Annotated in this window: 32 protein-coding genes; 17 read left to right on the forward strand and 15 right to left on the reverse strand. The window is 68.1% G+C overall.

Translation table 11 applies throughout. From position 1 onward, the window contains the following. Window positions 1–44: 44 nt before the first annotated feature. From F4560_RS03780 to rpmB, 5 genes are all read right to left on the reverse strand, one after another. Entirely contained in the window at window positions 45–1,199 is a 1,155-nt protein-coding gene (locus tag F4560_RS03780) for a GTP-binding protein (RefSeq protein WP_184916270.1), read from the reverse strand. A 61-nt stretch (window positions 1,200–1,260) separates the two neighbouring features. Next, entirely contained in the window at window positions 1,261–1,494 is a 234-nt protein-coding gene (gene rpsR / locus F4560_RS03785) for a 30S ribosomal protein S18 (RefSeq protein WP_184916273.1), read from the reverse strand. A 5-nt stretch (window positions 1,495–1,499) separates the two neighbouring features. Then, complete coding sequence (rpsN, locus tag F4560_RS03790; RefSeq protein WP_184916276.1) at window positions 1,500–1,796, reverse strand: 30S ribosomal protein S14; 297 nt, start codon at window positions 1,794–1,796, stop codon at window positions 1,500–1,502. Beyond that, window positions 1,796–1,963 carry a 50S ribosomal protein L33 gene (gene rpmG / locus F4560_RS03795; RefSeq protein ID WP_221483321.1) on the reverse strand — a complete coding sequence of 56 codons (168 nt, stop codon included), beginning with the start codon at window positions 1,961–1,963 and terminating at the stop codon, window positions 1,796–1,798. The genes rpsN and rpmG overlap by 1 nt, the downstream gene beginning before the upstream one ends. Next, window positions 1,963–2,202 carry a 50S ribosomal protein L28 gene (gene rpmB / locus F4560_RS03800; RefSeq protein ID WP_184916278.1) on the reverse strand — a complete coding sequence of 80 codons (240 nt, stop codon included), beginning with the start codon at window positions 2,200–2,202 and terminating at the stop codon, window positions 1,963–1,965. Before rpmB ends, rpmG begins: the two co-directional genes overlap by 1 nt. A gap of 47 nt (window positions 2,203–2,249) precedes the next feature. On the opposite strand from rpmB, the gene mrf reads away from it, so the two are divergent. The 3 genes from mrf to rpmF are packed head-to-tail and all read left to right on the forward strand — an operon-like array spanning window position 2,250 to window position 3,755. Continuing rightward, window positions 2,250–3,344, forward strand: a complete 1,095-nt coding sequence (mrf, locus tag F4560_RS03805) for a ribosome hibernation factor-recruiting GTPase MRF (RefSeq protein WP_184916281.1) — start codon at window positions 2,250–2,252, stop codon at window positions 3,342–3,344. Next, window positions 3,341–3,592 (forward strand): type B 50S ribosomal protein L31, encoded by a 252-nt coding sequence (locus F4560_RS03810; RefSeq protein WP_184916285.1) that lies wholly within the window; start codon window positions 3,341–3,343, stop codon window positions 3,590–3,592. Before mrf ends, F4560_RS03810 begins: the two co-directional genes overlap by 4 nt. 1 nt (window position 3,593) lies before the next feature. Then, complete coding sequence (gene rpmF, locus F4560_RS03815; protein WP_184916288.1) at window positions 3,594–3,755, forward strand: 50S ribosomal protein L32; 162 nt, start codon at window positions 3,594–3,596, stop codon at window positions 3,753–3,755. A gap of 36 nt (window positions 3,756–3,791) precedes the next feature. Here rpmF and F4560_RS03820 read toward each other — a convergent pair whose 3' ends face one another. Beyond that, window positions 3,792–4,736, reverse strand: coding sequence for a GlxA family transcriptional regulator (locus F4560_RS03820; RefSeq protein WP_184916291.1), 945 nt, complete (start codon window positions 4,734–4,736; stop codon window positions 3,792–3,794). Between the two features lie 71 nt (window positions 4,737–4,807). Between F4560_RS03820 and F4560_RS03825 the strand changes: the two genes are divergently transcribed. The 3 genes from F4560_RS03825 (at window position 4,808) to F4560_RS03835 (ending at window position 7,147) form a co-directional block, all read left to right on the forward strand. Then, entirely contained in the window at window positions 4,808–5,851 is a 1,044-nt protein-coding gene (locus F4560_RS03825; RefSeq protein ID WP_312868366.1) for a saccharopine dehydrogenase family protein, read from the forward strand. Window positions 5,852–6,128: 277 nt separating this feature from the next. Further along, on the forward strand, window positions 6,129–6,599 hold the full coding sequence (locus F4560_RS03830; protein WP_221483323.1) for a hypothetical protein: 471 nt from the start codon (window positions 6,129–6,131) through the stop codon (window positions 6,597–6,599). Window positions 6,600–6,748: 149 nt separating this feature from the next. After that, entirely contained in the window at window positions 6,749–7,147 is a 399-nt protein-coding gene (locus F4560_RS03835) for a hypothetical protein (RefSeq protein ID WP_184916297.1), read from the forward strand. Window positions 7,148–7,260: 113 nt separating this feature from the next. Here F4560_RS03835 and F4560_RS03840 read toward each other — a convergent pair whose 3' ends face one another. Beyond that, on the reverse strand, window positions 7,261–7,659 hold the full coding sequence (locus tag F4560_RS03840; protein ID WP_184916300.1) for a MerR family transcriptional regulator: 399 nt from the start codon (window positions 7,657–7,659) through the stop codon (window positions 7,261–7,263). 95 nt (window positions 7,660–7,754) lie between these two features. On the opposite strand from F4560_RS03840, the gene F4560_RS03845 reads away from it, so the two are divergent. Genes F4560_RS03845 through F4560_RS03860 form a run of 4 tightly spaced genes read left to right on the forward strand, consistent with a single transcriptional unit; the run spans window position 7,755 to window position 9,562 of the window. Next, window positions 7,755–8,369: a DsbA family oxidoreductase gene (locus F4560_RS03845; RefSeq protein ID WP_221483324.1), complete on the forward strand. Its 615-nt coding sequence runs from the start codon at window positions 7,755–7,757 to the stop codon at window positions 8,367–8,369. Then, the gene (locus F4560_RS03850) at window positions 8,366–8,851 is read left to right on the forward strand and encodes a nucleoside deaminase (protein WP_221483325.1); all 486 of its coding nucleotides are present in this window, start codon (window positions 8,366–8,368) and stop codon (window positions 8,849–8,851) included. Before F4560_RS03845 ends, F4560_RS03850 begins: the two co-directional genes overlap by 4 nt. Window positions 8,852–8,876: 25 nt before the next feature. Then, complete coding sequence (locus tag F4560_RS03855) at window positions 8,877–9,197, forward strand: DMT family transporter (RefSeq protein WP_184916306.1); 321 nt, start codon at window positions 8,877–8,879, stop codon at window positions 9,195–9,197. Further along, the gene (locus F4560_RS03860) at window positions 9,197–9,562 is read left to right on the forward strand and encodes a DMT family transporter (protein WP_184916310.1); all 366 of its coding nucleotides are present in this window, start codon (window positions 9,197–9,199) and stop codon (window positions 9,560–9,562) included. Before F4560_RS03855 ends, F4560_RS03860 begins: the two co-directional genes overlap by 1 nt. An 80-nt stretch (window positions 9,563–9,642) precedes the next feature. Here F4560_RS03860 and F4560_RS03865 read toward each other — a convergent pair whose 3' ends face one another. Further along, the gene (locus tag F4560_RS03865) at window positions 9,643–10,032 is read right to left on the reverse strand and encodes a hypothetical protein (RefSeq protein WP_184916312.1); all 390 of its coding nucleotides are present in this window, start codon (window positions 10,030–10,032) and stop codon (window positions 9,643–9,645) included. Between the two features lie 3 nt (window positions 10,033–10,035). Between F4560_RS03865 and F4560_RS03870 the strand changes: the two genes are divergently transcribed. The 4 genes from F4560_RS03870 to F4560_RS03885 all read left to right on the forward strand — a co-directional run bounded on the left by F4560_RS03870 (window position 10,036) and on the right by F4560_RS03885 (window position 14,565). Further along, window positions 10,036–10,197, forward strand: a complete 162-nt coding sequence (locus F4560_RS03870) for a hypothetical protein (RefSeq protein ID WP_184916315.1) — start codon at window positions 10,036–10,038, stop codon at window positions 10,195–10,197. 695 nt (window positions 10,198–10,892) lie between these two features. Further along, entirely contained in the window at window positions 10,893–12,068 is a 1,176-nt protein-coding gene (locus tag F4560_RS03875; RefSeq protein ID WP_184916318.1) for an ankyrin repeat domain-containing protein, read from the forward strand. A 482-nt stretch (window positions 12,069–12,550) separates the two neighbouring features. Beyond that, the gene (locus F4560_RS03880) at window positions 12,551–13,801 is read left to right on the forward strand and encodes an IS4 family transposase (protein WP_184916321.1); all 1,251 of its coding nucleotides are present in this window, start codon (window positions 12,551–12,553) and stop codon (window positions 13,799–13,801) included. A 518-nt stretch (window positions 13,802–14,319) separates the two neighbouring features. Further along, complete coding sequence (locus F4560_RS03885; protein ID WP_184928883.1) at window positions 14,320–14,565, forward strand: DUF2283 domain-containing protein; 246 nt, start codon at window positions 14,320–14,322, stop codon at window positions 14,563–14,565. Window positions 14,566–14,978: 413 nt separating this feature from the next. On the opposite strand, the gene F4560_RS03890 is transcribed toward F4560_RS03885, so the two are convergent. From F4560_RS03890 to F4560_RS03910, 5 genes are all read right to left on the reverse strand, one after another. Continuing rightward, the gene (locus tag F4560_RS03890) at window positions 14,979–15,182 is read right to left on the reverse strand and encodes a hypothetical protein (protein ID WP_184916324.1); all 204 of its coding nucleotides are present in this window, start codon (window positions 15,180–15,182) and stop codon (window positions 14,979–14,981) included. Window positions 15,183–15,208: 26 nt separating this feature from the next. Next, the gene (locus tag F4560_RS03895; protein WP_184916327.1) at window positions 15,209–16,732 is read right to left on the reverse strand and encodes a hypothetical protein; all 1,524 of its coding nucleotides are present in this window, start codon (window positions 16,730–16,732) and stop codon (window positions 15,209–15,211) included. Between the two features lie 74 nt (window positions 16,733–16,806). Next, window positions 16,807–17,058 carry a hypothetical protein gene (locus tag F4560_RS03900; protein ID WP_184916330.1) on the reverse strand — a complete coding sequence of 84 codons (252 nt, stop codon included), beginning with the start codon at window positions 17,056–17,058 and terminating at the stop codon, window positions 16,807–16,809. Then, on the reverse strand, window positions 17,058–17,489 hold the full coding sequence (locus tag F4560_RS03905) for a YbaB/EbfC family nucleoid-associated protein (protein WP_184916332.1): 432 nt from the start codon (window positions 17,487–17,489) through the stop codon (window positions 17,058–17,060). The genes F4560_RS03900 and F4560_RS03905 overlap by 1 nt, the downstream gene beginning before the upstream one ends. Before the next feature lie 179 nt (window positions 17,490–17,668). Continuing rightward, window positions 17,669–18,508, reverse strand: a complete 840-nt coding sequence (locus F4560_RS03910) for an RICIN domain-containing protein (RefSeq protein WP_246477713.1) — start codon at window positions 18,506–18,508, stop codon at window positions 17,669–17,671. A 32-nt stretch (window positions 18,509–18,540) separates the two neighbouring features. Between F4560_RS03910 and F4560_RS03915 the strand changes: the two genes are divergently transcribed. Next, the gene (locus tag F4560_RS03915) at window positions 18,541–19,110 is read left to right on the forward strand and encodes an alpha-L-rhamnosidase-related protein (protein ID WP_246477714.1); all 570 of its coding nucleotides are present in this window, start codon (window positions 18,541–18,543) and stop codon (window positions 19,108–19,110) included. 23 nt (window positions 19,111–19,133) lie between these two features. Here the strand turns inward: F4560_RS03915 and F4560_RS03920 are convergent, their stop codons facing one another. Further along, window positions 19,134–19,760, reverse strand: coding sequence for a TetR/AcrR family transcriptional regulator (locus tag F4560_RS03920; protein WP_184916337.1), 627 nt, complete (start codon window positions 19,758–19,760; stop codon window positions 19,134–19,136). A 76-nt stretch (window positions 19,761–19,836) separates the two neighbouring features. Here F4560_RS03920 and F4560_RS03925 point away from each other — a divergent pair, with 76 nt between their 5' ends. Beyond that, window positions 19,837–20,193, forward strand: coding sequence for a hypothetical protein (locus F4560_RS03925; protein WP_184916339.1), 357 nt, complete (start codon window positions 19,837–19,839; stop codon window positions 20,191–20,193). Between the two features lie 6 nt (window positions 20,194–20,199). On the opposite strand, the gene F4560_RS03930 is transcribed toward F4560_RS03925, so the two are convergent. After that, a complete protein-coding gene (locus tag F4560_RS03930; RefSeq protein WP_184916341.1) occupies window positions 20,200–20,784 on the reverse strand; it encodes a TetR/AcrR family transcriptional regulator in 585 nt (194 codons plus the stop codon). 88 nt (window positions 20,785–20,872) lie between these two features. Between F4560_RS03930 and F4560_RS03935 the strand changes: the two genes are divergently transcribed. Next, on the forward strand, window positions 20,873–22,486 hold the full coding sequence (locus F4560_RS03935) for an acyl-CoA dehydrogenase family protein (RefSeq protein WP_184916343.1): 1,614 nt from the start codon (window positions 20,873–20,875) through the stop codon (window positions 22,484–22,486). The last annotated feature ends 5 nt before the right edge of the window (window positions 22,487–22,491 follow it).

A 22,491-nucleotide genomic window follows, 5' to 3' on the forward strand; every position in this document is an offset into this window, starting at 1 on the left:
GGGTGCGGGGCTCGGACGAACTGGTCCGGGCCCCGCACCCGCGTTCAGCGCTTCAGCAGGCGTCTCGGGAGCGGGACGAAGTGCTCGTGGGCGTCCAGGTCGTCCCACGCGGGCAGCGGGTCGTGAAACCGCCGCCACGCGGTCGGACCGACCGCCAGTTCGGCGTCGGTGAGCAGCGCGGGGTCGAGGCGGCGGCGGGGTTCGTCGCGGTCCAGGTCGACGCCGATGAACACCAGTTCCTGCCGCGCGGTGTGGCCGTCGAGCAACTCGCCGGGTTCGATGGTCAGCGTGGGCCCGGCCTGGGACCACACGGCGAGCATGTGCGGACGGCTGGCGATGTGGCAGAAACCCTTGCTGCGCACGACGCCCTGCCAGTCCTCCAGCGCGGCGGCCAGCCGGGCGGGGTGGAACGGACGGTCGGCGCGGTACGTGACCGATCGGATGCCGTACTCCTCGGTCTCCGGGGTGTGCGAGCCCGCCAATTCCTCGGCCCATCCCGGTGACGTGGCCGCGGTGACCGGGTCGTAGCGGCCGGTGTCGAGCACCTCGGCCAGGCCGACCACGCCGCGGCGCGACCGGACCAGCCGGGCGTTCGGGTTGAGCTTGCGCAGCAGCCCTTCGACGGTGGCGAGCTGGTCCGGTGTGGCCAGGTCGGTCTTGTTGAGCACCAGCACGTCGGCGAACTCCACCTGGTCCACCAGGAGGTCGGAGATGCCCCGCTCGTCGCCCTCGGCGGCGGCGAGGTCGCGCTCGTCGAGCCGGTCGCCGCGTTCGAGTTCCGGCAGGAAGTTCGCGGCGTCGACCACGGTGACCATCGTGTCCAGGCGCGCGTGGTCGGACAGGCTGGTGCCGTCCTCGAACGTCCACTCGAACGTCGCGGCCACCGGCATCGGCTCGGAGATGCCGGTGGACTCGATGAGGATGGTGTCGAACCGGCCTTCGCGGGCCAGCGCGCCGACGCTTTCCAGCAGGTCTTCGCGCAGCGTGCAGCAGATGCAGCCGTTGGTCAGCTCCACCAGCCGCTCGCCGCCGCGTCCGGAGACCAGGGCGGCGTCGATGTTGACCTCGCTCATGTCGTTGACCACCACCGCCACCCGGCGTCCTTCGCGGTTGGCCAGCACGTGGTTGAGCAGTGTGGTCTTGCCCGCGCCGAGGAAGCCGGACAGCACGGTGACGGGGACGCGTGGATCGGTGGTCATGGGTTTCTTTCCAGTAGGGGACGGGTGTGCTCCGCCAGCTGAGCGGAGCACACCCGGTCGGTCAACGTCCTTGGCCGGGGTAGGGGAGCAGCGCCATCTCGCGTGCGTTCTTGATGGCGGTGGTGACCTGACGCTGTTCTTGTGGCGACAGGCCGGTGACCCGGCGCGAGCGGATCTTGCCGCGGTCGGAGATGAACTTCCGCAGCAGCGCCGCGTCCTTCCAGTCCACTGTGGTCACTCCCTCCTTGCGCAGGAGGTTCACCCGGCGCTTCGGTGCGCGTTCGATCTTGGGCATCCGGCTCACCAGCTCGACTTGCTGACGCCGGGCAGTTCCCCCCGGTGCGCCATCTCGCGCAGGCGGATGCGGGACAGGCCGAACGCCCGGTTGAACGCCCGCGGGCGACCGTCCACGGCGTCACGGTTGCGCAGCCTCGTGGGACTGGCGTCACGGGGCAGCTTCCGCAACGCCCGCAGGGCCTCGTCGCGGCGCTCCGGGTCGATGCGGACGAGCTCCTTCAACTCCGCGCGACGCTCGGCGTACCGGGCGACGACCTCGCGTCGCTGCCGGTCCTTCACGATCTTGGACTTCTTGGCCATCAGCGCTCCTCGCGGAAGTCGACGTGCTTGCGCACCACGGGGTCGAACTTGCGCAGCACCATGCGGTCGGGGTCGTTGCGGCGGTTCTTGCGGGTCACGTAGGTGTAGCCGGTGCCCGCGGTGGAGCGGAGCTTGATGATGGGCCGGACGTCGGTGGACTTGGCCATCAGACCTTCACCCCCTGGCGGCGCAGGTCGGCCACCACGGACTCGATGCCTCGCTTGTCCACGGTCTTGATGCCCTTGGTCGACAGGTTCAGCACCACGGTCCGGTTCTCCGAAGGCAGCCAGTACCTGCGGCGTTGCGTGTTGGGCAGCCATCGGCGCGAGGTGCGCCGGTGTGAGTGCGAGACCTGTTTGCCGAAGCCGGGCTTGCGCCCGGTGACCTGGCAGTGCCGTGACGACACGCTACCTCCAATTTGAAACGACAATCGTTTCCGTTAGGCTAACCCACATGGGAACCGAGGTCCTACTGGTGGCAGGTCTGGCGCAGCACGACGTCGCCGAGGAGGTCTGGCGCGCGTCACCGGGATCGGTGCTGGTCCGCCACGACCTGCGCGACCTCGCCCAGGGCGTGGTGCGCCGCTGGGTCGATGGTCGGCTGACCGTGCTCGAACTGGCACACGGGTGCGTCTCGTGCACGCTGCGCCTGGACCTCCTGCCGCTGCTGGAACGGCTGGGCGGTCGGGTGGTCGTGCACCTGGACCCGGCGCTGGAGCCGGAAGCCGTCTGCTTCGCGTTGCGCGAGGTCGACGTGCGGGTGGAAGCGGTGATCACCGTGGTGGACCGCGAGACCTGGCTCGCCGACGCGACCGGCGAGGACACGATGCACGACCGCGGCCTTGGCGCGGCCGAAGGCGACGAGCGGACCGTGGCGCAGGTGGTCGTGGGACAGGCCGAGTTCGCCGACGCGATCGTGCTGACCGGCGCCGGTGACGATCCCGCGCTGGGCGCGGTGCTGGACCGGCTGTCCCCGCTCGCGCCACGGCGGCGCCGGGACGCGTTGGACGTGCCGGAACTCCTGGCCGCCATCCCCGATGACGCCCGCCGAGGCCGTTTCGACGACGGCTTCGGCGCCCTGCTCCACGGGCAGCCGCCACTGCGACCGGCCCATGGCGCGGCCGTCGTCCACTTCACCGAACGGCGCCCGTTCCACCCCATGCGGCTGCACCAGGCGATCGACGTCCTGCTCGACGGCGTCGTGCGCACCCGTGGCCGGGTGTGGGTGGCCAGCCAGCCGGATGTAGCGCTGTGGCTGGAATCGGCCGGCGGCGGCCTCAACGTGGGAAACCTCGGCCCGTGGCTCGCGGCCGTGGACGACTGGTCCGAGGTGCCCGCCGAACGCCAGGCAGCCGCATCGGCGGTCTGGGACCCCTACTACGGCGACCGGTCGCAGGAACTGGTGGTCATCACCAGGGCGGCTGCGCCGGACGAGATCACGGCGGCACTGCGCGAGGCGCTGGTGACCGACGAGGAACTGGCGCTGATCGACGAACTGGAGTTCGTCGACCCGTTCGCCGAGTGGCACGACGAGATGGAGGAATTGTGAAGCAGGGCATCCACCCCGACTACCACCCGGTGGTCTTCCAGGACCAGGCGACGGGCAAGGCGTTCCTGACCCGGTCCACGGCCACGTCGGCCCGCACGATCGACTGGGAGGACGGCAACACCTACCCGCTGATCACGGTCGACATCACGTCCGACTCGCACCCGTTCTGGACCGGCGCTCAGCGCGTGATGGACACCGCCGGCCGCGTGGAGAAGTTCAACCGCCGCTACGGCAAGAGGAACCGCTGACATGGCCGTCCCGAAGCGCAAGACGTCGCGCAGCAACACCCGCCACCGCCGCTCCCAGTGGAAGGCGCAGGTGCCCGACCTGGTGCCGGTCACCGCCCTCGACGGCCGCAAGTTGGCCGTGCCTCGCAGGCTCGTGGCCGCCTACCGGCGCGGACTGCTGTAACAGTCCGGTCGCGGGTCCCGTTGTCGCTCTGCGGCGTCACTCCAGGCGGAACGTTGCCCGATACGCGGTGGGTGTGACACCGAGGACGCGGTGGAAGTGGCGGCGCAGGGTGGTCGCGGTCCCCATGCCGCAGCTGGTCGCGACGTGGTCGATGGAGGCGTCGGTGCGTTCGAGGAGTTCCTGGGCGCGGGCGATCCGTTGGTGGTGGAGCCAGTCGAGCGGCCCGGCCTGGAGCTCGACCCGCATCCGGCGGGCGAGTTGGCGGGTGCTGAGGTTGGCGTGTGCGGCGAGGTCCCGCACGGTCAGGGGCTGGTCGAGGCGGGCACGCGCCCATTCGAGGGTGGGTGCGAGCCCGTCCGGGCTTCGCGGTTCGGCGGGTGGGGTGATGAACTGCGCTTGACCGCCGTGTCGGTGAGCGGGCACGACGAGCCGCCTCGCGATCCCGTTGGCGGCGGCGGCGCCGAGGTCGCGGCGCACCAAGTGGAGGCAGAGGTCGAGCGCCGCGGTCTTGCCGGCCGAGGTGAGCACGTCGCCCTCGTCCACGTAGAGCACGTCGGGCCGGACGTCGACCTGCGGGTAGCGGCGGGCGAGGTCTTCGGCGTACATCCAGTGCGTCGTCGCGACCCGCCCGTCGAGCACTCCGGCTGCCGCCAAGACGAACGCGCCGGTGCACAGGGAGGCGATGCGGGTGCCGCGGTCATGGGCGGCACGTAGCGCGTCGAGGAGTTCCGGGTCGGGGTTGTCGTCGAGGTCGTCGGACGACGGCACGACGACGGTGTCGACGTGGGCGATCCCGGCGTACGACGTGGTCGGCAGGTGCGCCAGCCAGGGGTGTGGGGCGCCGTCGGCGGTGCAGACCACGAGGTCGTACCACGTGCCGGTGGGGGAGAGCTCGGAACGGTCGATGCCGAAGATCTCGGAGGCGATCGCGATCTCGTAGAGCATCGCGGAGCCGTGCAGGACGAGGGCGATCCTGGGCATGTCGCATATTGTACGGCCCACGTCGTTTCGGACACTCGTGCCGGACCGGTGTCGCGCCCGACGATGGTCTCGTGAACGCAACCGATCGAGTCCTTGTCTACGGCGCCACCGGTCACACGGGGCGCTTCGTCGTCGACGAGCTGCTGCGGCGCGGGCTCGTTCCCGTGCTGGCGGGCCGCAGTGCCGAACGCCTGGCCGCCGTCCCACCCCGACACGCGGCCCTCGACCGCCGGGTGGTGGGCGTCGACGATCCCGACCTGCTCCGGCAGGCGGTGGCCGGTACGGCCGCGGTGATCAACTGCGCCGGGCCGTTCCTCGACACCGCACTGCCTCTCGCCCGCGCCGCTGTCGAGACCGGCGCGCACTACCTCGACGTGACCGCCGAACAGCCCGTCGTGCAGGCGCTCTACCGCGACCTAGACGCCTCCGCCCGAGCCGCGGGCGTCGCCGTCGTCCCCGCCATGGCCTTCTACGGCGGTCTCGCCGACCTACTCGTCACGGCCGCACTAGACGGTGGTTCGCAAGCCGACGAAGTAGAGGTCGCAATCGGCCTGGACCGCTGGTGGCCGACCGCCGGCACCCGGGTAACCGGGGAGCGCAACACCGCGACCCGCCTGGTGATCCGCAACGGCGCGCTGACCGCTCTGGAGAACCCCGCACCGACCGGCGCCTGGTCCTACCCGTCACCGCTGGGTGAGCAGTCGGTCGTGCAACTGCCGTTCTCCGAAGTGATCACGATCGACCGCCACCTGGACATCGGCGAACTCCGCTCCCACCTCAACACCGCCCCGCTCGCGGACCTCCGTGACACCACCACCCCGCCGCCGGTATCGACCGACGAGCACGGACGATCGGCACAGCAGTTCGTAGTGGACGTCGTAGTCCGCCAGGGCACGGACACCCGGCGAATCAGTGCGTCCGGCCGCGACATCTACGCCGTCACCGCGCCGATCGTCGTCGAAGGCGCCGTCCGACTCCTGGACGGCCGACACCGGGGACCGGGCGCCTCAGCACCCGGCGAAGCGTTCGACGCCGCAGACGTTCTCACCACACTGGAGCGAGACGCCGGTGCCATCGCCGTTCGCTCCGACCGGCAACGGTATGCAGCAAAGTGATAGCCGATCTACGGGTCCTGCGCCCACGCCTGGACAGTTCCGCACGCCATCAGCGGACGCGCCGGCGACTCCAGCGTCGAGCACGGTGATGTGCCACAGCAGGTCCGGATTGCAACGGGCTCAGCCCGGTGGACGCGGCTATCCATGACGGCTCCGACGCCGAGGTCACATCAGCCACGGCGGGATCGTCTCATCTTGATCAGGCTGCGGGTGCAGCCAGGCTCTGGCCGGACACATCTCGGTCGCCTGGACGGATTCGGCATGAAAGCCTCACCCCGTGGCTACTGAAACCGAGGTAGGAGAGTGGTTGCACCAGCGCGGCTGGCGGACGGTATTCACGGTCGCTGAAAGGGTGAACGCGTGGGCTGCCCTGGTGAGCGTCATCGAGCGCGGCTACGGCGACGACATCTATGAGTACACCAACGACCTCTACTGCCGGAACTGGCTGCACGAGGCTTGGCTCCTGCTGGACGAACACATCGTCCACCTCTGGACCCCGCGAATCAAAGCTCTGGACGACCGGTACAAGGCCGTGACCATCGACGACGACGGTCAAGTACTCGATCAGTTCCACAAGCTGCCCGGCCCTGGCCTGTGGTGGTGGCGGCGATACCCTCGCATCCTCACCGGCGACCTCGGGCGTTCGCTTCGCTCGGTCGGTGCCATCGGTACCGACCCGGACAAACCACGACCCGCAGCCTCGTGGGATTGCGGGACAACTCTCAGGCAAGTTCGTCGAGGCGGTTGAGGATGGTGGTGCTCGACGCCCCTCGTGAATCGACACAGGCACTTGCGCAATTTTTTTCGATAGCCGGATCACGGACAATGAGTCCGTCGTGGAACCCCCGATGAGGTCCGAACGCGATAGTACGGCCGTCCCCACCCAGGGAGATCACGGTGATCGGGCGGAGGGCGTGCAACGGTGTCGAGTTGCACCCCGGGCAGATTCAGGACGATATCAACATAGTCCTCGGCTACGCTCCACTGTCCTTGATTGAGGCGGCTCGGTTTATCGGCTCTTATTCCGGTGATCCTGTTCTGGGTGATCACTGGGTGCCAGTGCTCGGAGGAGCGGGCGGTGACGTATATGCCGCGGTTTGGGGGTCGAATGGAAATGTTCGTGTCGCCGGTGTGCTCGTGGGCGAGGAGACGGAGGTCGAGTTCGGCAGCCTTGAAAATATGGTTGCCGTGTTCAATGAGTGCTATCGGCGCGGTGTGTATTTCGTAAATGGTCAGGGGCATCTGACGATGGATGCCGACCTCTACGACGACGTGTACGAGGCGGCGGTCGAGTAGGGACGGTCGGGTGTCGGTGTGCAGGTACGGCCGCTCGTACCCCGCGTGTCCGCCATGAGCACTGTCGCGTATGTGTCGAGCTCAGTGAACGCTGGTCCTGGTTGTTGCGTGAGTCAGGATGCGTCGTGCGGCTGCTGAACGCGTGGCGTTGAGCACGGGACTTCGCCGGACAACGCCGTTTCGCTGCGGAGCGCTTGCAGGGTGTCGAGCTCACGATCGATGTCGCGACGCTTGGCCTCGAGGCGCTCGACCTGCTGGGCGAGCAACTGCTCCATGACGCCCGTGCGCTCTTCGGGTGGGGCCTCCAGGCAGGGGAGCAGCTCGTTGACGGTGGCGCTGCACAGGCCGGCAGCGAACAGGTGCTGGATCATGACGACCCGCTCGACCATGGAACTGTCGAAGTCACGCCACCCACCGGGGGTGCGCTCCGAGCGGATGAGCCCGTGCTCCTCGTAGTACCGCAGGGACCGGGTGCTGACGCCACTCGCATCCGCTAGCTCACCGATGCGCATGAGACCTCCTGAAGCTGTCCGCCGGCTCCCATTCTTGCAATTGACACCGGTGTGAAGTTCCACGATCTACGGGTCGCGCCCATCAGGGGTGCCCTGTGGAACCGGAGGTCGCCATGACCGCTCAGATCCATGTGTGGTCGGACTACGTCTGCCCGTTCTGCCTGATCGCCGACGAGGTGATCGAGCGTGCGACCACCGACCGGCCCGGTGTCGAGGTCGTTCACCATGCTCACGAGCTTCGTCCCCATCCGGCACCCACCCTTCGACCAGAGGACCCGTACCTACCCGACATCTGGCAGCGTGCCGTGTACCCGATGGCACGCCGCCGCGGGGTGCCGATGCGGTTGCCGACGATCTCGCCGCAGCCGTACACCGAACTGGCCTTCCGCGGCGCCCAGTACGCCCTGGACCAGGGCCGATCCGATGTCTACCACCGTCGCGTCATGACGGCGTTCTTCCGCGAGAACCTCGACATCGGGGACCGCGTGATCCTGGCCCGTCTGGCTGAGGAATCGGGACTCGACCCGGCCGCGTACGCCGCCGCCCTCGACGATCAGGGGTACGCCGATCGACACCGGCAGGCGCTGGCCGAGTCGGCCCGAATCGACATCACCGTCGTGCCAACGATCATCATCGGCGCCCGGCGCATCGAAGGCGTCGCCGACGAAAACGTGATCCGCCGAGCCCTGAACGAAGCGTCTGCCGCATGACCGCGGACAAGACCCGACTCGGGGCACTGATGGCTGAGGCGGTGGAGTTCAGCGTCCGCCACGTCGAGTCCGGCGGGATTCCCTTCGTCGGGCTGCTTGTCGCCGATGACGGGTGGGTTTCAGACCTTGGCGTGAACCTCGTCCGCGAGACCGGCGACCCCACCGCGCACGCGGAGGTCATGGCCATACGCAAGGCCGTCCAGGCCCGCGATCGCTCCAGCCTGGAGGGCGTCACGCTGCTGGCGACGGGCGAGCCGTGTGCCCTGTGCTACCGCGTCGCCGCCTCTCACGGCATCGCCGCCGTCCGCTTCGCCGTGGACCGCGATACCGCCGCCGCGTGGGGCTTCGACTACCGGGCCGGCTACGAAACCAACCGACTGCCCCTCGCGATAACGGCCCGACACCTCGCCGTGGAGCGAAGTCTGGTCCCTTTCACCCGGTACCGCGACCTGCACCGCTCCGACTTCACCACCCACTCGTAACCCACCAAGACGAAAGGACACCGCCATGCACTGGTTCTACCTCGGCATCGCCGTCGTCTTCGAGATCGCCGTCGCCGTCTCCGCCGGCAAGGCACAGGGCTTCACCCAACCTGCCTGGACCACGGCCACGCTCGTCAGCGGCGGCATCGCCACCTACCTCCTCAGCCTGGCGCTCCTGACCTTCGACGTCGGCGTCGGCTACGCGATCTGGACCTCCGTCGCCGGCGTCGGGATCGTCGTCCTCGGCGCACTCTTCTTCGGGCAACGCCTCGACTGGCGCAAGCTCCTCGGCATCGCCGCCGTCATCGCCGGGGTCGTCGGCCTCCAACTCAGCGGAGCAGCGTGATGACCCAGGACACCAATCCCGCACGAGCGTGGCTCGTACTCCTCCTCGCCGGAGCCTTCGAGGTCGGCTACGCCCTCTCCGTCGGAGGCAGCCAAGGCTTCACCGTGCTCTCCTGGTCGCTCGTCGCGGTCGTCTTCTTCCTTCTCACGCTCTTCGCCCTAAGCGTCGCCCTACGCACCATCGACGTAGGCATCGGCTACGCCGTCTGGGCCGGTATCGGCGCCGTCGGAGCAGCACTACTCGGCCCCACCTTCTTCGGCGAAACCCTCACCCCGGTCAAGGCCTTCTGGCTCACCGTGATCATCGCCGGCGTCGTCTGGCTCAAGCTCTCCGACGGTCCCAAGCGAACGCAGGCTCAGCCTTGACAACCACGGTGCAGCCGCTGTGGGTCAGGCTACGAGTCGGTCGGTGACGGCTTGGGCGAAGGTGCTGGACATGAGGTACTTCAGGTCCGGTCGACGAAGGGCTTGGCGAAGCCCAGATCGCCCCCGCCGTAGAAGTACTCGTCGAGGTCCAGAGGACTGATGCCGCTGCCGCTGCCGCGGTGGCAACTGGCGGCCGCTCGCGCCTGCTTGATCACGTCCTTGCCCGCGATACCGCGGTAGACGGCGTTGTACTGGGTGACCGTGGTCTGTAGATCGCCTTGGGACCAAGTCCAGGTCGCCGTGATCCCGGCCGCCGCCTGGCCTGCGGAGGCGAGGTCGGGGCAGTCGATGAGCTTCTGGACGCCTTCGACCGGGTCGTCTTTCTTGACCAGTTCGTTCGCGGCGTGTTCTCGGGTGGTGGCGTGGGCTCGGCGGGCGAGCCGCTGGCGAAGATCGTCCAGAACGGCCACGAGGTGGGCCTGGGCTGGGAGAGCGATCTTCCGGAGCCGGTGGTGGACGGGGCGACGCTGACCTACCCGAACGTGTTGCCGGACGTGGACCTGAAGCTGGAGGCGAACCTCAAGGGGTTCAGCGAGCTGTTGGTGGTCAAGACCCCGGAGGTGGCGGCCCACTAGGATTTGGATCCGACCTGGAACAACCAGCCCGGTCGGGTCGGCCTGATGGACCGGATCAATCGCACGAACAACGCGGCCCACTGCCCTGGTGAGCGTGGGGCGGGCTTCAACGCGGTGGGCACGGTGCAGGCGGCCGCGGATCAGGACGCCGAGGGCGTGGCAGGGTTGGCTGGCCGGTCCCACGCCGCGCCTGGGCGACATGTCCCGCCCTGGTGCATGCCGCGATCCTGGCGCCGAGTCGTGCAAGCCCGCCAACGGAAACCGGTCTGTCGTACTGGTCGAACAGGCATAGCCGCCCACGTCAAACGCACCCAGGGTGTGTTATGTGGCGAAACTGCGGCGGGACAACGGGATCAGACGCCACCGGCAGAGCACGTTCAAGCTGTCCAAGTACCCAGCGTTCGCCGAGGAGGCCGTCGCCGTGGCCGGGCTCTACCTCGCCCCGCCCGGCGGAACGTCGTGCTCGGCCTTGACGAGAAGGCTGGCACCCAGGCGCTGGACCACACCCCGCCGCTCTCACCCATGGACTCCGGCGCAACCGCGAATCGCCCCACGACTACAGGCGCCACGGCCCCACGACCCCCTGGCCCGGGAGAACGTCAGGAAGCTCGTGGCCAACACTGGGAATTAAGTACGGCAGAATCACGACACACTATCTGATCGGGAAGCGGTGACTACCTGTAGAGTTCCTAGTCATGAACGTTGATGCATCGCGGCGGCTGCTCGATGCTGTGAAGGCCCGCGATGAGGCCGGTGTCGAGCAGTCCCTCGCCCTCGGCGCTGATCCGAATGCGTCGTTTGGTCGAACTCAGGGCTCAGCTCTGGCTTTCTCGGCCGGTAACGGTGATTTGAGTATTGTTCGTCGGTTGCTCGAGGGCGGAGCGGATATCGGAACTTCGGATCCATATATCCTCTCGCCGCTGCGTCGTGCGATCAAAGAATGTCACCTCGAGGTTACCCGGCTGTTGCTTGAACAGGGAGCGATCGATTGGGAACCCGCTGGCCGCACTGACGTCCTTGTTGACGCCATGAGCGCGGTTCGGCACATGCCGCAAGTGCCGGCGTTGCAGATTATGCGAATGGTGCTTGCACATGGCGCTCGGCCCCGACATGCATCGAGTGCATCCCTGGTCGACGCGGTAGCGCTAAGGATGGCGCCTGCGGTCCTACGGATCTTTGTGGAGGCCGGGGACGATCCAAACCAGCGACGTGGTGACGGCACACCTGTGCTGGTTCTCGCTGCGCGCCGCGGAGACTCCGCCGCGGTAGACTTGTTGCTGCAAGCCGGGGCCGACGTCGACGCGGTCGACGCTAAGGGGCGGACTGCTCTGATGCATGCGGTTGAACGCGATGAACAAGATGTAGTGAGCGTCCTCCTGCTAGCTGGTGCGGACATCGACAAGGTCAGTGGCGATGGTGTGACGGCCAAGCAGCTTGCCAAGGGTTGGCAGCGGAAAAGGATCCAGATCCTACTGGGCGAACGCGTCGTCGGGTTGGATGATGTGCCGATCCCTCGCAGCGTGATGGGTATCCGCTCGACTGGTTATAGGCTCGCGGGCGATACCGGCACATTCGAACGATGGGCACTAGTGCTCCAGCACGCCGTGGAGGACCTCGGTAGTCAGGAGTGGGAGGCGCATACAGGCAGAAGCGTGGATTGTGCTGTCGATCTCGTACGGCGTCTCCGCGATGAACCGCAGCCGGTGTCCAATGCTTCCTGGCGTGAGCTCGATGTTACTGCTGACGAGATATCAATTCTCACGGCTGCGTTGCTTGAGTTGGCCTACGGCAGTCCGGGAGCGTTGCCGATCGGAGATAGTCGGGATGAGATCCTGGACATGCATGAGGAGCTCGGCCGTCGGATAAAGTGATCGTGTGTCGCTCGAAAAGTCCACTGCCGCATCGTGTGGCAGACGGCTCGGTGGGCAAGGACGCGCCGGCCTACTGGCTATGTCAGAAAGTTGTCTCCGCCTTGGGGGAGATTGGCACGCCGGATGCCTTCGAGCGCATTCGTCAGATGACGGACCAGTCCTGGCCCGACGTCGTCCGCTGGCATGCGGCTGTCGAACTAGGGATTGAAGACGAGCTTGGGTTCGACGAAGGTCGGATGTTGGGGTAGCCCCGTACCCCGGGCGATGTCGAGATCCGCGAAATACCGATGACTCCGCTTGGGGGTGATTTACTAGTGAGCCGGGAACCGGCAGATTTCACCTCTCGACTGGATCCGGTAACGGTTTCTGCCTGCAGTTGGCTGGCTGGTACCCTGGACGGCACGTCGACGTCAATGCCGCTTAGTTAGTGGCCTTGGTGTGCGGGTTGAGGCGAGTGGATTGGTTGGCAGTACTGTTGATCAGTGCCGTCTGCTCGCCGTTTCACCGATGGGATCAGCATCGGTGTGCTGGCCCGTGTGTTCGACCGGGATCTGGTGGACGAGGTGCTCGCGGAAACGGGGCGTCGGGAGAGGCGGTCGCGTCTGCTGCCCGCGCGGGTGGTCGTCTACTACGTGCTGGCGCTGTGCCTGTTCTTCGATGACGGTTACGAAGAGGTGATGCGCAAGCTGGTCGACGGTCTGCGGTTTCTGGGCACGTGGCGGCAGGGGTGGACGGTGCCCACGACGGGGGCGATCTCCCAGGCGCGGGGGCGGTTGGGCGAGGCGCCGCTGCGGGTGCTGTTCGACCGGGTGGCGGTGCCGATGGCCCATGCCGGAACGCGGGGGGCGTGGTTTCACGGGTGGCGGGTGATGGCGGTCGACGGTGTCGTGCTGGACTTGCCCGACACGGCGGCCAACGTGGCCGAGTTCGGCAAGAAGCCGCACAAGGGCGGGCAGAGCCCGTTTCCGCAGGTGCGGATCATGGGGCTGGGCGAGTGCGGCACGCATGCGATCGTGGCGGCGGAGTTGGATTCCTGGCGGGTGCAGGAACGCGGCTTGTGCGAGCGGTTGGTGGCGGCGTTCGAGCCGGACATGCTGGTGCTGGCCGATCGCGGTGTGTTCTCCTACGACTTGTGGCAGCGGGCGCGCCGGAGCGGGGCGCAATTGGTGTGGCGGGTCCGTGACGATGTGGACCTGCCGGTGTTGGGGTGGCTTCCCGACGGGTCCTACCGCAGTGAGCTGCTGCCCTCGAAGGTCAAGGCGGACCTGAAGCGGGGCAAGCGGTCGCGGGCGCCGGAGGGGTCGCGGTTGCCGGTGCGGGTGGTGGAGTACTCGGTGACCGACCGCGGCGGGCAGCCCGAGATGATCCGCCTGGTGGTGTCGATCATGGATCACGAGGTGGCGCCGGCGGTGGAGTTGGCGGTGCTGTATCGGCAGCGGTGGGAGTTCGAGCTGACCCTGGACGAGATCGAGACCCATCAGATGCCGCATGGCAGGGTGCTGCGGTCGAAGTCCCCGGAGTTGGTCCGGCAGGAGATCTGGGCGTTGCTGCTGACCCACTACGCGGTGCGGGCGTTGATGTTGGAGGCCGCCGAGGGCCTCGGTCCGGACGACGGGCCCGACGTCGACGGGTTGTCCTTCGTCCGAAGTCTCAACGCTGTGCGCCGCCAGGTCACCAACCAGGCGGGTTTTTCCCCCTCACCGCCTGAAGAACGCGATCATCGAGACGCTTGAGGAGATCCGACACCGACGCGCCCGGGGCCGCCGCCACCGCTCCTACCCACGCGTGGTCAAACGCAGCAACGTCGGCAGCAAGCTGATCAAACGCGCGCACCACACAGGCACCCGCTACGACCGGCCACCTGGCATCCACCTCTTCGGCAAGATCACTAACTAAGCGGCATTGACGTCGACGTGTCGTCCGACATCAGCTCTCTGGAGGCGCAGGGATACGTTTCGAGCCCATCGGCAACCGAATTCCTCGAATCTTTCCAGGGTTTGTCGATTGGGCCGGCCAGTGAGGAAGGCGCCATGCCGCTCAGCGCTTGGAGTAGCGTGGGGTTTCGCCGGAAGGCGCCCAGGCGGTCCTTGGGGAGAGCCTTTCTCCTACTTTCACGAAGAGCAGTGGTGATAGGCTATTGCGATCACCGATCCAAGGTTTTGTCGACGAAAACGATCGATGGTAGTATGAATACCGTCATGAATGGTTTCGGCACGTCCTACATCGAGCGCCTGAAGGGGAAGCGTTGACCGTGGTGAATATGAAGGTCACTTATGACCAAAAGGCAAACGCGGCATACATCTACTTTATCGATCCGCAGGTGGTTATGTCGGTGGCGCGTACGTACCTTTGCGATCCGGTCGAGGTTGATGGAATGATCAACCTCGACTTCGATGCGCACGATCGTCTTGTCGGCGTCGAGGTGCTGGCAGCCAGTTCAAAGCTGCCCAAGTATCTGCTCGACTCGGCAGAACGGCTGGATGTCGAAGGTGGATGAAGCGGTTCGCCGTGTGGGGTGTCAAATGGCGACACACTGCTGTGATCTGTCGGTTCGACCACTGCGCCGTCGGATCGGTCGGTGCATTCCCGTATCAATGCGGCGCGCGTCGTGACTTGCGCGCCGTCGACAGTGGTCCCCGTGGAAGCTCGTTCGTGCAGTTCGGAGCGGAGTACCACACGGTGTACGGGTCCCTCCGCGCCCAGGGCCAAGCGATCGAGGACCAGTTTCAAGGCTGCGCCGCCGACGGCGTACTTGGGCGGGGCCGCACGGCCGTGAGCGGCGGGTGGGCGAACCTGGCACTCGAACGGCGAGACTCGTGAACCTCATGCCCGGTCCCCGACCCGACGACAGGTGTGGACGCGGTCGGGCCGCGGCGTGATGCGCGCGTGCATGCGTCGAACGGGCAGACGTCATCGTCTCTCCTCGAAGCAGGTCATCAACTTCAACGCCATCGACCCCAACCCGGTCGTGGACGACCAGGGCCGCTGGTGGCTGAGCTTCGGCTCCTCCTGGTCGGGCATCAAGCTGATCCAGTTCGACCCGGCCACCGGCCTGCGGTCGGGCAGCGCGATGACCGGCATCGCCGGCACCGACGGCGACTTCCCCGTGGCCACCGGTACGAACCGGATTGGTGGCGCTGTCACGGCTTACGAGGCAGCCTTGGTTCACCGTCGTTGCGGTTGCCGTTGTGCATGATCGCGCCTTGGACTTCGCCGTTCGGGTTCATGAACACGACGTCGATGTCGGTGAGCTTCTGCCGTTCGGCGGGCGTCAGGCCGTCCATCTGCGGCATGAACCGGTTCGCCAGTTCCTGCACCTTCTCCGGTGTGGTGCCGGCCGGGACTTGGACCCACAGCTCGCCCGGCGTGTCCTGGAACCGGCGCTCGGCCGCTTGCAGCATCTGCCGCAGCTTCACCGGCGCGTCCGCGGCGTCGGTGTCGGGGATGACGGCGACATCACGCTGCCACAGGTAGATCCGGTTCGGGTACACGTTGATGGCATCGGTCTGCGAGATGCCCTGCTCGTCCTTGTCGGTCCACACCGACGGGTGATGCCGCTCGAACCACACGGCTGGGTCGTGCCGGCGGGAAAGACCGACGTAGCCCTCGTCGGTGCCGGTCGGGCTCTGCCTGAGCGCCAGTTCCGCCACGCGGGGGCTCAGCCGCGAGTTCGGGCCCGCGGCCCCGCCCGACACCGAGTTCATCAGCCCCGCCACGTACTGGCCTTGCCTCTGTAGGTCCAACTTGTCGAACCACGACGTGCCGTCCTGCGCACGGACCGGCTGCCAGTGGCCGGGCGGCCGTAACCGCCAGTACTGCCCGGGCATCTGGCTCCAGGGCACCACCGGACCGGGCTTGGTCAGATCCGGCTTCGGCCTCTCGGTGACCGCCTGGTCCACCGACCGGGTAGGCAGCGAGGCCGCACTCGGTCGAGTCGTGCCGCCCGGCCCGGTGACGCCGTCCGACGAGGCGAACCCGTCCCACCGCGCGGTGATCGCGCCGACGGCGTCGGCCAGCGTGGTGACGGATCGGGTCGCGTTGGCGAGCGTCGTCGCGACCTGCCGTTCGACGGCGGCCACCGGCTTGGCGTAGCTGTCGACCAGGTCGGCGGCCTGCGCCAGGACGTTCGCCGTCAACCCGCCCTCTGCCGCCATCAACTGCGGCACCAACGCGATCAGCCGCCGCACGAGGTCGGCGGCGAGGTCGTGCGCGGTGGTCCGGCCGGCGGCGACCACTTGGCCGACGGTGTCCGCGACCGACGCGGTCGCGGCGGCGGCGACGGCGAACTCGCCGAGCGAGCCGGTGAACGTCGTGGCACGGCCGCGGTACCCGTCGGCCGCCGCGCCCCGCCACTGCCCGGTATCCCGGGCGACGGACGTGCGGAGGCGTTGGCCTACCTCCTCGATGCCGGCGGAGACCGTGTGCCACGAGTCGACGAACGCCCGCACCACGGCGGCGTTTCCGGCCATCCGGTCCAGCACACCCTGCAACGGCATGACGAGACCCGTGATCTGGCCCAAACCGGCGGCATCAAGCGCACGCAGGGGGTTCATCGTGGCCGACAACGCTTGCACATCGTCCGATCGGCCGCCCACGACCCACGTGCCGCCCATGATGGTCGCCGCGATCGCCGCCACCGGGCCGGACCCCGCGTCTGAGATCACCGGGTCAGGAGACAAGGGGCTCACCGGACGTGCCGCCGAACGCCGCGGAGTTGACGTTCTCGGTCTGTTCGACCTCAGTCGCGGTATGCCGGATCTTGGTCGCCGTACCGGTCATCGCGGTGATTTCCGGACGCCATCGCCTGCTGCGCGGCACGCACGAGCAGCGCCACCGACGTGGTGAACTCCGTGCCTGCTTGACCCAAGGCGTCGCCGGTGAGCATGGTCTGCGCGGTGTCGGCGGCGGCACGCAGCTCGTCGCCGAGTTCGTCCAGCCCGCGTGCGTGGGACGTGAGCGCCTCGGTGACGACGGAGTAACCGTCGTCCATCAGCGTTCAACTCCGACGTCGAACACGGCGGGCTGGTCGTACCAGTCGTCCTCGGTTTCCGGCTTCGGACGGAGTGGGGGCGGTACTCGTGGCGGCCCGCTGGCCCACGGCGGCGAATCTTGCTTCTGTTCGGGGAACCGCGCCCTGGCCGACTCCACCACGAGGTGGGTGTGGGGATCGTCGCCGCAGCCGGTGTCGATCGCCGCCTGCCGAATCAGGTCGGGGATGCGTGCCTGCGCCCGCCGCAGGGTGTCCATCACCTCGCCGGCGAGATCGGTCGGATTCCGTCCCCGGTCGGGCAGGACCAAGTCGGTCAGCGTCCCCGTCGACGACACCGTGACGCGGACTGCCCCGTCCCGCGAGGTCTCGGTCACGGAGATCCGGTCGACCTGCTCGCGCATCACCCGGTAACGCTGTGCCGTGGCCGCCACCTGCGCAGCCCAATCCCGTTCGCCACCAACCATGTCGACCCCCCGAACGCATTGGCTGACATCGATGATCGTCCTGTGCCGGGGACCTCGCGACCGCCGATCGGCGGAAGACGTGAACAGGGGAAGGCCACCGGGTCGCGACTCGGTGACCTTCCCCGCTCGTGGTTGCCGTACGTCGGCTAACTCGAGACCTGGACCAGAGACCACTGCTGTTCGGTCAGGTTCTGGTCCGGCCACTGGATGACCTGCGCGCCGTTGGCGGTGGATCCGGTGGCGACGGTCAGGAGCTTGCCGCTGTGGCGGGCGCGGATCTCGTAGTAGTCGCCGACGGGTTCGAGCGTGAAGGCCTGGTCGGGTGCCAGGTTCTGCACCCATTGAACGGCTCCGGCGGCGTCGGCGGTGCTGGCGCCGTAGATGGACACGGCGCGGCCGCTGTTGCGGTTGAGCAGTGCCCGGTAGCCGCCGCCGATGTCGGTGACGTGCCAGTGTTGGTTGAAGCCGCCGTTGTCGGCCCACTGCACGATGTTCGCGCTGTCGGCGAGGTCTGCGCCGTAGGCGTCGAGGAGCTTGCCGCTGCGCCGGTTGACCAGCTTGTAGTAAGGCCCGGCGGAACGGCCGAAGTCGATGTCGGCGTGCCGGATGGTGCCGAACCCGGTGACGATCAGGACGCGGCCGGTGCGGGGGACGTAGGTCAGGTTGCGGCTGTACCCCGCCTCGATGGTGGTGAACTGCCGGGTCCAGGCGCCCGTGCTGCTGCCGCTCGGGTTGACCCAGACGTCACCGCTCCCGTGGGCGTTGTAGATCAGCCGGCCGTCGGGGGTCGGCACGACGTTCGGCATGCCCGGCCGGCCGCCGCCGATCTGGTTGACGCCGCCGACGCTGTGGGTGTACCCCGCGACGTCGAGCACCGGTGCGCTCCACCCGCTGGACGTGGTGCCGTTCCAGGTGCCGTCGCGCACCGCGCTGCTGGTCCCGCAGAGCGACGAGCCGGTGCGGCAGACGCAGGTGCTCGACGCCAAGCGCCTCAGCCAGCCCACCCTCGGCGCCGGCGTTGTCGGCGGTCAAGGGCTTGGTCTGGGGCTCGGACCTCCCGGCCACCGGATCGTTCAGCACGTCCAACGGCATGCTGAACCAGTTGTCGAGCAACATTTCCTGGAGCCGGCGGTCGAACTTCCTGTCCATCCCGACCGGCACCTCGTCCAGGGACGAGCGGCTGGGCTGGACCGGTGACATCAGCCTGTTCGGTCCGACCGCCAACTACTTGCGGGACACGCGCGCGTTCCTGTCCCACTGGATGGCCGACATGCGCAACTCGCAGTACGCCAACGGCGACCTGCCGGCGGTCGTGCCCACACCGCAAGGCCAGTTCGGCGAGAGCGGCGTCGGCTGGTCCGACGCGATGATCACCGTGCCGCACGCGGTATGGCGCGTCGTAGTTCTCGCGCAGGATGCTCGCGTCGCCGTACGAGCGCGTCGATCGCGGACGTGTGGGTGGAGCGACTGGCTTGATGGACCGTCCGCACGTCGGCGCAGGGGTGGTGAACCCTCCGCCGACGTGCGGCTCCAGAGCGCGGCTCCGGGGTATTGGACCTGGGCGCGGGGATGGGCCACTGCTCCGTGAGGCCACGGTCGTTCTCGGTGCGGTCAAGCGCCTGCGTCGGCCGCCGCGACGTGGCGGATTCCCAGGAGGAGCAGCCGCAGGCCGAACTCGAACTGCTCGTCCGAGCCGGTCGCCGGAAGACCGTCGCCGGGTGGGGCGTCGGGCAGGGAGGACAGCGTGTCGCTGACCTGGTGCCAGCGCTCGTCCCGGGTGCCGCCCTGCACCGCCATGGCCAGGGCGGAGGCCGCGTAGGCGACCAGGGTCTGGCTGGTCCGGATCGCGTCGGCAGGGGAGAGCCCGGCCTGTGTCAGCGCGGTCATCATCGCCGCGCCCAGGCGTTGGCCCTGTTCGGCGAGCGGCGGGCGGGCGGCGACGTGCGGGGCGATGCCGGGGTGGCGCAACGCGGCCGCGCGGATTCCGGTGACCAGCGCGTGCAGCCGGTGGTCCCAGTTCGCGCCGGGGTCGGGGTCGCGAACGTCAGCCATGGCGAGGTCGGCGACGGCGTCGAGCAGCGCCTGCCGGTCGGGGAAGTGCCGGTACAGCGCCATCGGGTCGCAGCCGAGTTCACCGGCGATGCGTCGCATGCTCATCGCCTTGGCTCCATCGCGGTCGCCGATGCGCAGCGCCGCCTCCGCGATGATCGCCGGTGTCAGCGGCTTGGCCTTCGGCATGTCCGCATCCTGCCGTACTCGATCTATCGCGTCTACGGCGTAGACGGAGGCGCGGCGTGGAGTCTACGGTGTAGACATGACGACGACTTCGAATCCTGCCTCGAGGGTCCGCACCACGACCACGGTCGGCCGAGTGGCCGCGGTGGTGCTGAGCCTCGGGACGTTCGGTTTCCTCTTCGTGTCGGACGCGTGGCGTGCCGACAACCCGTTCCTGGTGCCCGACCTCGTCCTGTGCGCCGTCCTGCTGGGCGCCGCGTCGTTGCGTGGACGGGTGGCCGCGCCGGCGTTGATCCTCGCGCTGGGGCTGGCCGCGGGCGTGCTCATCACGTCCGTGTCCGCCTACGCGGTGGACGGCCGACTCGGTGTCGCGAGCCTGCTCGGCGCGCTTACGGCGGCGGCGGTGGCCATCGCGCTGGTTCGCGGGAGGCTATGACGCGGCTCAGCGGGTCGGCACGTGGTGTCCGACCAGGGCGATCAGGTGCGGGGTGATCTGTTGCAGCGGCTCGATGCTCTGGCGGGCCCGGCACAGCACCAAGGCGCCCTCCAAACAGGACATCAAGGTCACCGCGAGGGATGGTGCGACGGGCCGGGGTGCGCCGTACCCGACAAGCCCTTCCACGATCGCGGCGATCCAGGCGTCGTAGACCTCGCGGCAGGCGTCGGTCAGCGCCTTTGACCACGGCACGGCGTCCAGCACGATGGTGGCGATCGGGCATCCCTCGGTGAACTCCGACTCGGTCAACTGGTCGGCGAAGTAGTCCACCAGGGACTCCAGCCACTCCTCGACCGTGACGCCGATCCGGGCCTGCTCGATGAGCTCGGGGATCGAGGTGCGCGACACCCGCACCGCGGCCACCGCCATCTCCTCCTTGCCCCCGGGGAAGAGGAAGTACACCGACCCGCGGGGCGCCCCGCTGAACTCGATGATCTGGGCGAGTCCCGTGCCCTGATAGCCGTGCCGTCGCAGCAGCGTGCGGGCACCTTCAATGATCTTGTCCCGCGAATCCGACCGTTGTCTCGACATCGACAGCACCCCCTCCGGCTTGACTATACCGGTCGTCATAGGTGAAGCTATGTCGGTCGTCATACTTAGCTTCAGGCGAGGAGCGTCCATGCAGTCACCGCCAGCTGTCACCGCACCGACCGCCACAATCCACCGGCACGACGGGTCCAACGCCGCGTCGCAGCCGGACCCGGCCGAGCCGATCGTGTCGTTCCTGCGGGGGTACGCCGACGAGCGCCTCAACTCCCGGCTGATCGACGAACGCCGCGGGCTGCCGCCGTCCGTCGTGCTGGAGCTCGGGAAAGCCGGCTTACTCGGCTTGCAGGTCGAACGGGAGTACGGCGGCCGACAACTCGGCCACCGGGACACCTTCCGGGTGATCGAGCAGGTCGCGGCGATCGACCCGAACCTCACGTTGTTGGTCGCCGTGCACAACGCGATCGGCATAACGCCCGTTCGGCACTTCGCCGATCGTGCCCGCAAGGCGGAGGTGTTGCCGGTGCTGGCCCGCGGTGCCGGCCTCGCCACCATCGCGGCCAGCGAACCCGGCGCCGGTTCCGACCTGCGCGCCATCGCCACGACCGCACGGCAGCTGCCGGACGGCGGGTACCTGCTCAACGGCGACAAGTCCTGGATCAGCCTCGGCTCGTGGGCCGGGCACGTCACCGTGTTCGCGCAACTCGAAGCCGCCGACGGCCGTCCGCTCGGCATCACCGGGTTTCTGGTCGAGGCCGGCACGCCGGGTTTCATCCCGGGGGAGGAGATCCTCACCCTGGGGATGAAGGGGATTCCGCAGAACCACATCGCGATCCGGGATCTGAGGCTGCCGCCGGGGGCGCTGCTCGGCGCCGAGGGCCAAGGTCTGGCGGTGGCGCAGAGCGCGTTCATGGCGGGCCGGGCGTTCGTCGGAGCCGTGAGCCTCGGTGCGATGAAACGGTGTCTCCAGCTCGCGCACCGTTACGCGTCCCGGCGCACGGTCGCCACCGGCGGCCTGTTCGACAACGGCCGGACCCAGCAGATCCTCAGCGGCAACGTCGCGGCGACCCACGCGGTCGACGCCCTGATGGGGCACATGGCCGGCGTGCTCGACCGGGGAGCCCACCTGCCCGACGAGCTGTACTTCGCGGCCAAGATCATGGGCAGCGAACTGATGTGGCGGGTCGTCGACAGCTCCGTCCAGATGCTCGGCGCGCGCGGCTACCTCGACACCAACATCGTCGGCCAGTACTTCCGCGACTACCGGCTGCTGCGCATCTTCGAGGGGGCGACGGAGGCGGTCACCGTGTACCTCGGGTCCACGGTCCTCAAGGACCCCGACGGCTTCTGCGCGATGCTCGCGGCCCAGTTCGGCGGCTCGACGGCCGTCGACGCGGTCAGTCGATGCCTGGCGCGCTTGCGGGTCAATCGTCGCGGTGTCGACCTCAGCGACCAGCGGAACCACCACGTGCTCGCGAACGCGGTCGGTGAACTCGCCGGTTGGGCGGTGCTCGCGGCGGTGACGGCGAGTGCCGGCGGACGGGACGTCGACACGCTCACCGCCGAGTGGTGCCGGGAACGCCTGTACGACACGATTCGCACCACCGAACAAGACCCGCGGCCTTCGGAGTTGTTCCCGTCCGACACCATCAGCCGGGAGATCACCGGGTACGCCGACGTCATCGGTGACACCGAACAGACCTTGCCCGGTGAGGCGTCGCACCTGGACTCGCTGCTCGCGCGCTAAGTTCG

Source organism: Saccharothrix ecbatanensis (assembly GCF_014205015.1).
GTDB classification, from domain to species: domain Bacteria; phylum Actinomycetota; class Actinomycetes; order Mycobacteriales; family Pseudonocardiaceae; genus Actinosynnema; species Actinosynnema ecbatanense.

Bases quoted from the DNA above. Each gene is read 5' to 3' on its own strand.
- F4560_RS03875 (WP_184916318.1), top strand. From the start codon at position 10,893: ATGAACGTTGATGCATCGCGGCGGCTGCTCGATGCTGTGAAGGCCCGC.
- rpsR (WP_184916273.1), bottom strand. From the start codon at position 1,494: ATGCCCAAGATCGAACGCGCACCGAAGCGCCGGGTGAACCTCCTGCGC.
- F4560_RS03935 (WP_184916343.1), top strand. From the start codon at position 20,873: ATGCAGTCACCGCCAGCTGTCACCGCACCGACCGCCACAATCCACCGG.
- F4560_RS03920 (WP_184916337.1), bottom strand. From the start codon at position 19,760: ATGCCGAAGGCCAAGCCGCTGACACCGGCGATCATCGCGGAGGCGGCG.
- F4560_RS03840 (WP_184916300.1), bottom strand. From the start codon at position 7,659: ATGCGCATCGGTGAGCTAGCGGATGCGAGTGGCGTCAGCACCCGGTCC.
- F4560_RS03855 (WP_184916306.1), top strand. From the start codon at position 8,877: ATGCACTGGTTCTACCTCGGCATCGCCGTCGTCTTCGAGATCGCCGTC.
- F4560_RS03780 (WP_184916270.1), bottom strand. From the start codon at position 1,199: ATGACCACCGATCCACGCGTCCCCGTCACCGTGCTGTCCGGCTTCCTC.
- mrf (WP_184916281.1), top strand. From the start codon at position 2,250: ATGGGAACCGAGGTCCTACTGGTGGCAGGTCTGGCGCAGCACGACGTC.
- F4560_RS03820 (WP_184916291.1), bottom strand. From the start codon at position 4,736: ATGCCCAGGATCGCCCTCGTCCTGCACGGCTCCGCGATGCTCTACGAG.
- rpmG (WP_221483321.1), bottom strand. From the start codon at position 1,963: ATGGCCAAGTCCACCGACGTCCGGCCCATCATCAAGCTCCGCTCCACC.
- rpmF (WP_184916288.1), top strand. From the start codon at position 3,594: ATGGCCGTCCCGAAGCGCAAGACGTCGCGCAGCAACACCCGCCACCGC.
- F4560_RS03860 (WP_184916310.1), top strand. From the start codon at position 9,197: ATGACCCAGGACACCAATCCCGCACGAGCGTGGCTCGTACTCCTCCTC.
- F4560_RS03850 (WP_221483325.1), top strand. From the start codon at position 8,366: ATGACCGCGGACAAGACCCGACTCGGGGCACTGATGGCTGAGGCGGTG.
- F4560_RS03930 (WP_184916341.1), bottom strand. From the start codon at position 20,784: ATGTCGAGACAACGGTCGGATTCGCGGGACAAGATCATTGAAGGTGCC.
- rpsN (WP_184916276.1), bottom strand. From the start codon at position 1,796: ATGGCCAAGAAGTCCAAGATCGTGAAGGACCGGCAGCGACGCGAGGTC.
- F4560_RS03925 (WP_184916339.1), top strand. From the start codon at position 19,837: ATGACGACGACTTCGAATCCTGCCTCGAGGGTCCGCACCACGACCACG.
- F4560_RS03900 (WP_184916330.1), bottom strand. From the start codon at position 17,058: ATGGACGACGGTTACTCCGTCGTCACCGAGGCGCTCACGTCCCACGCA.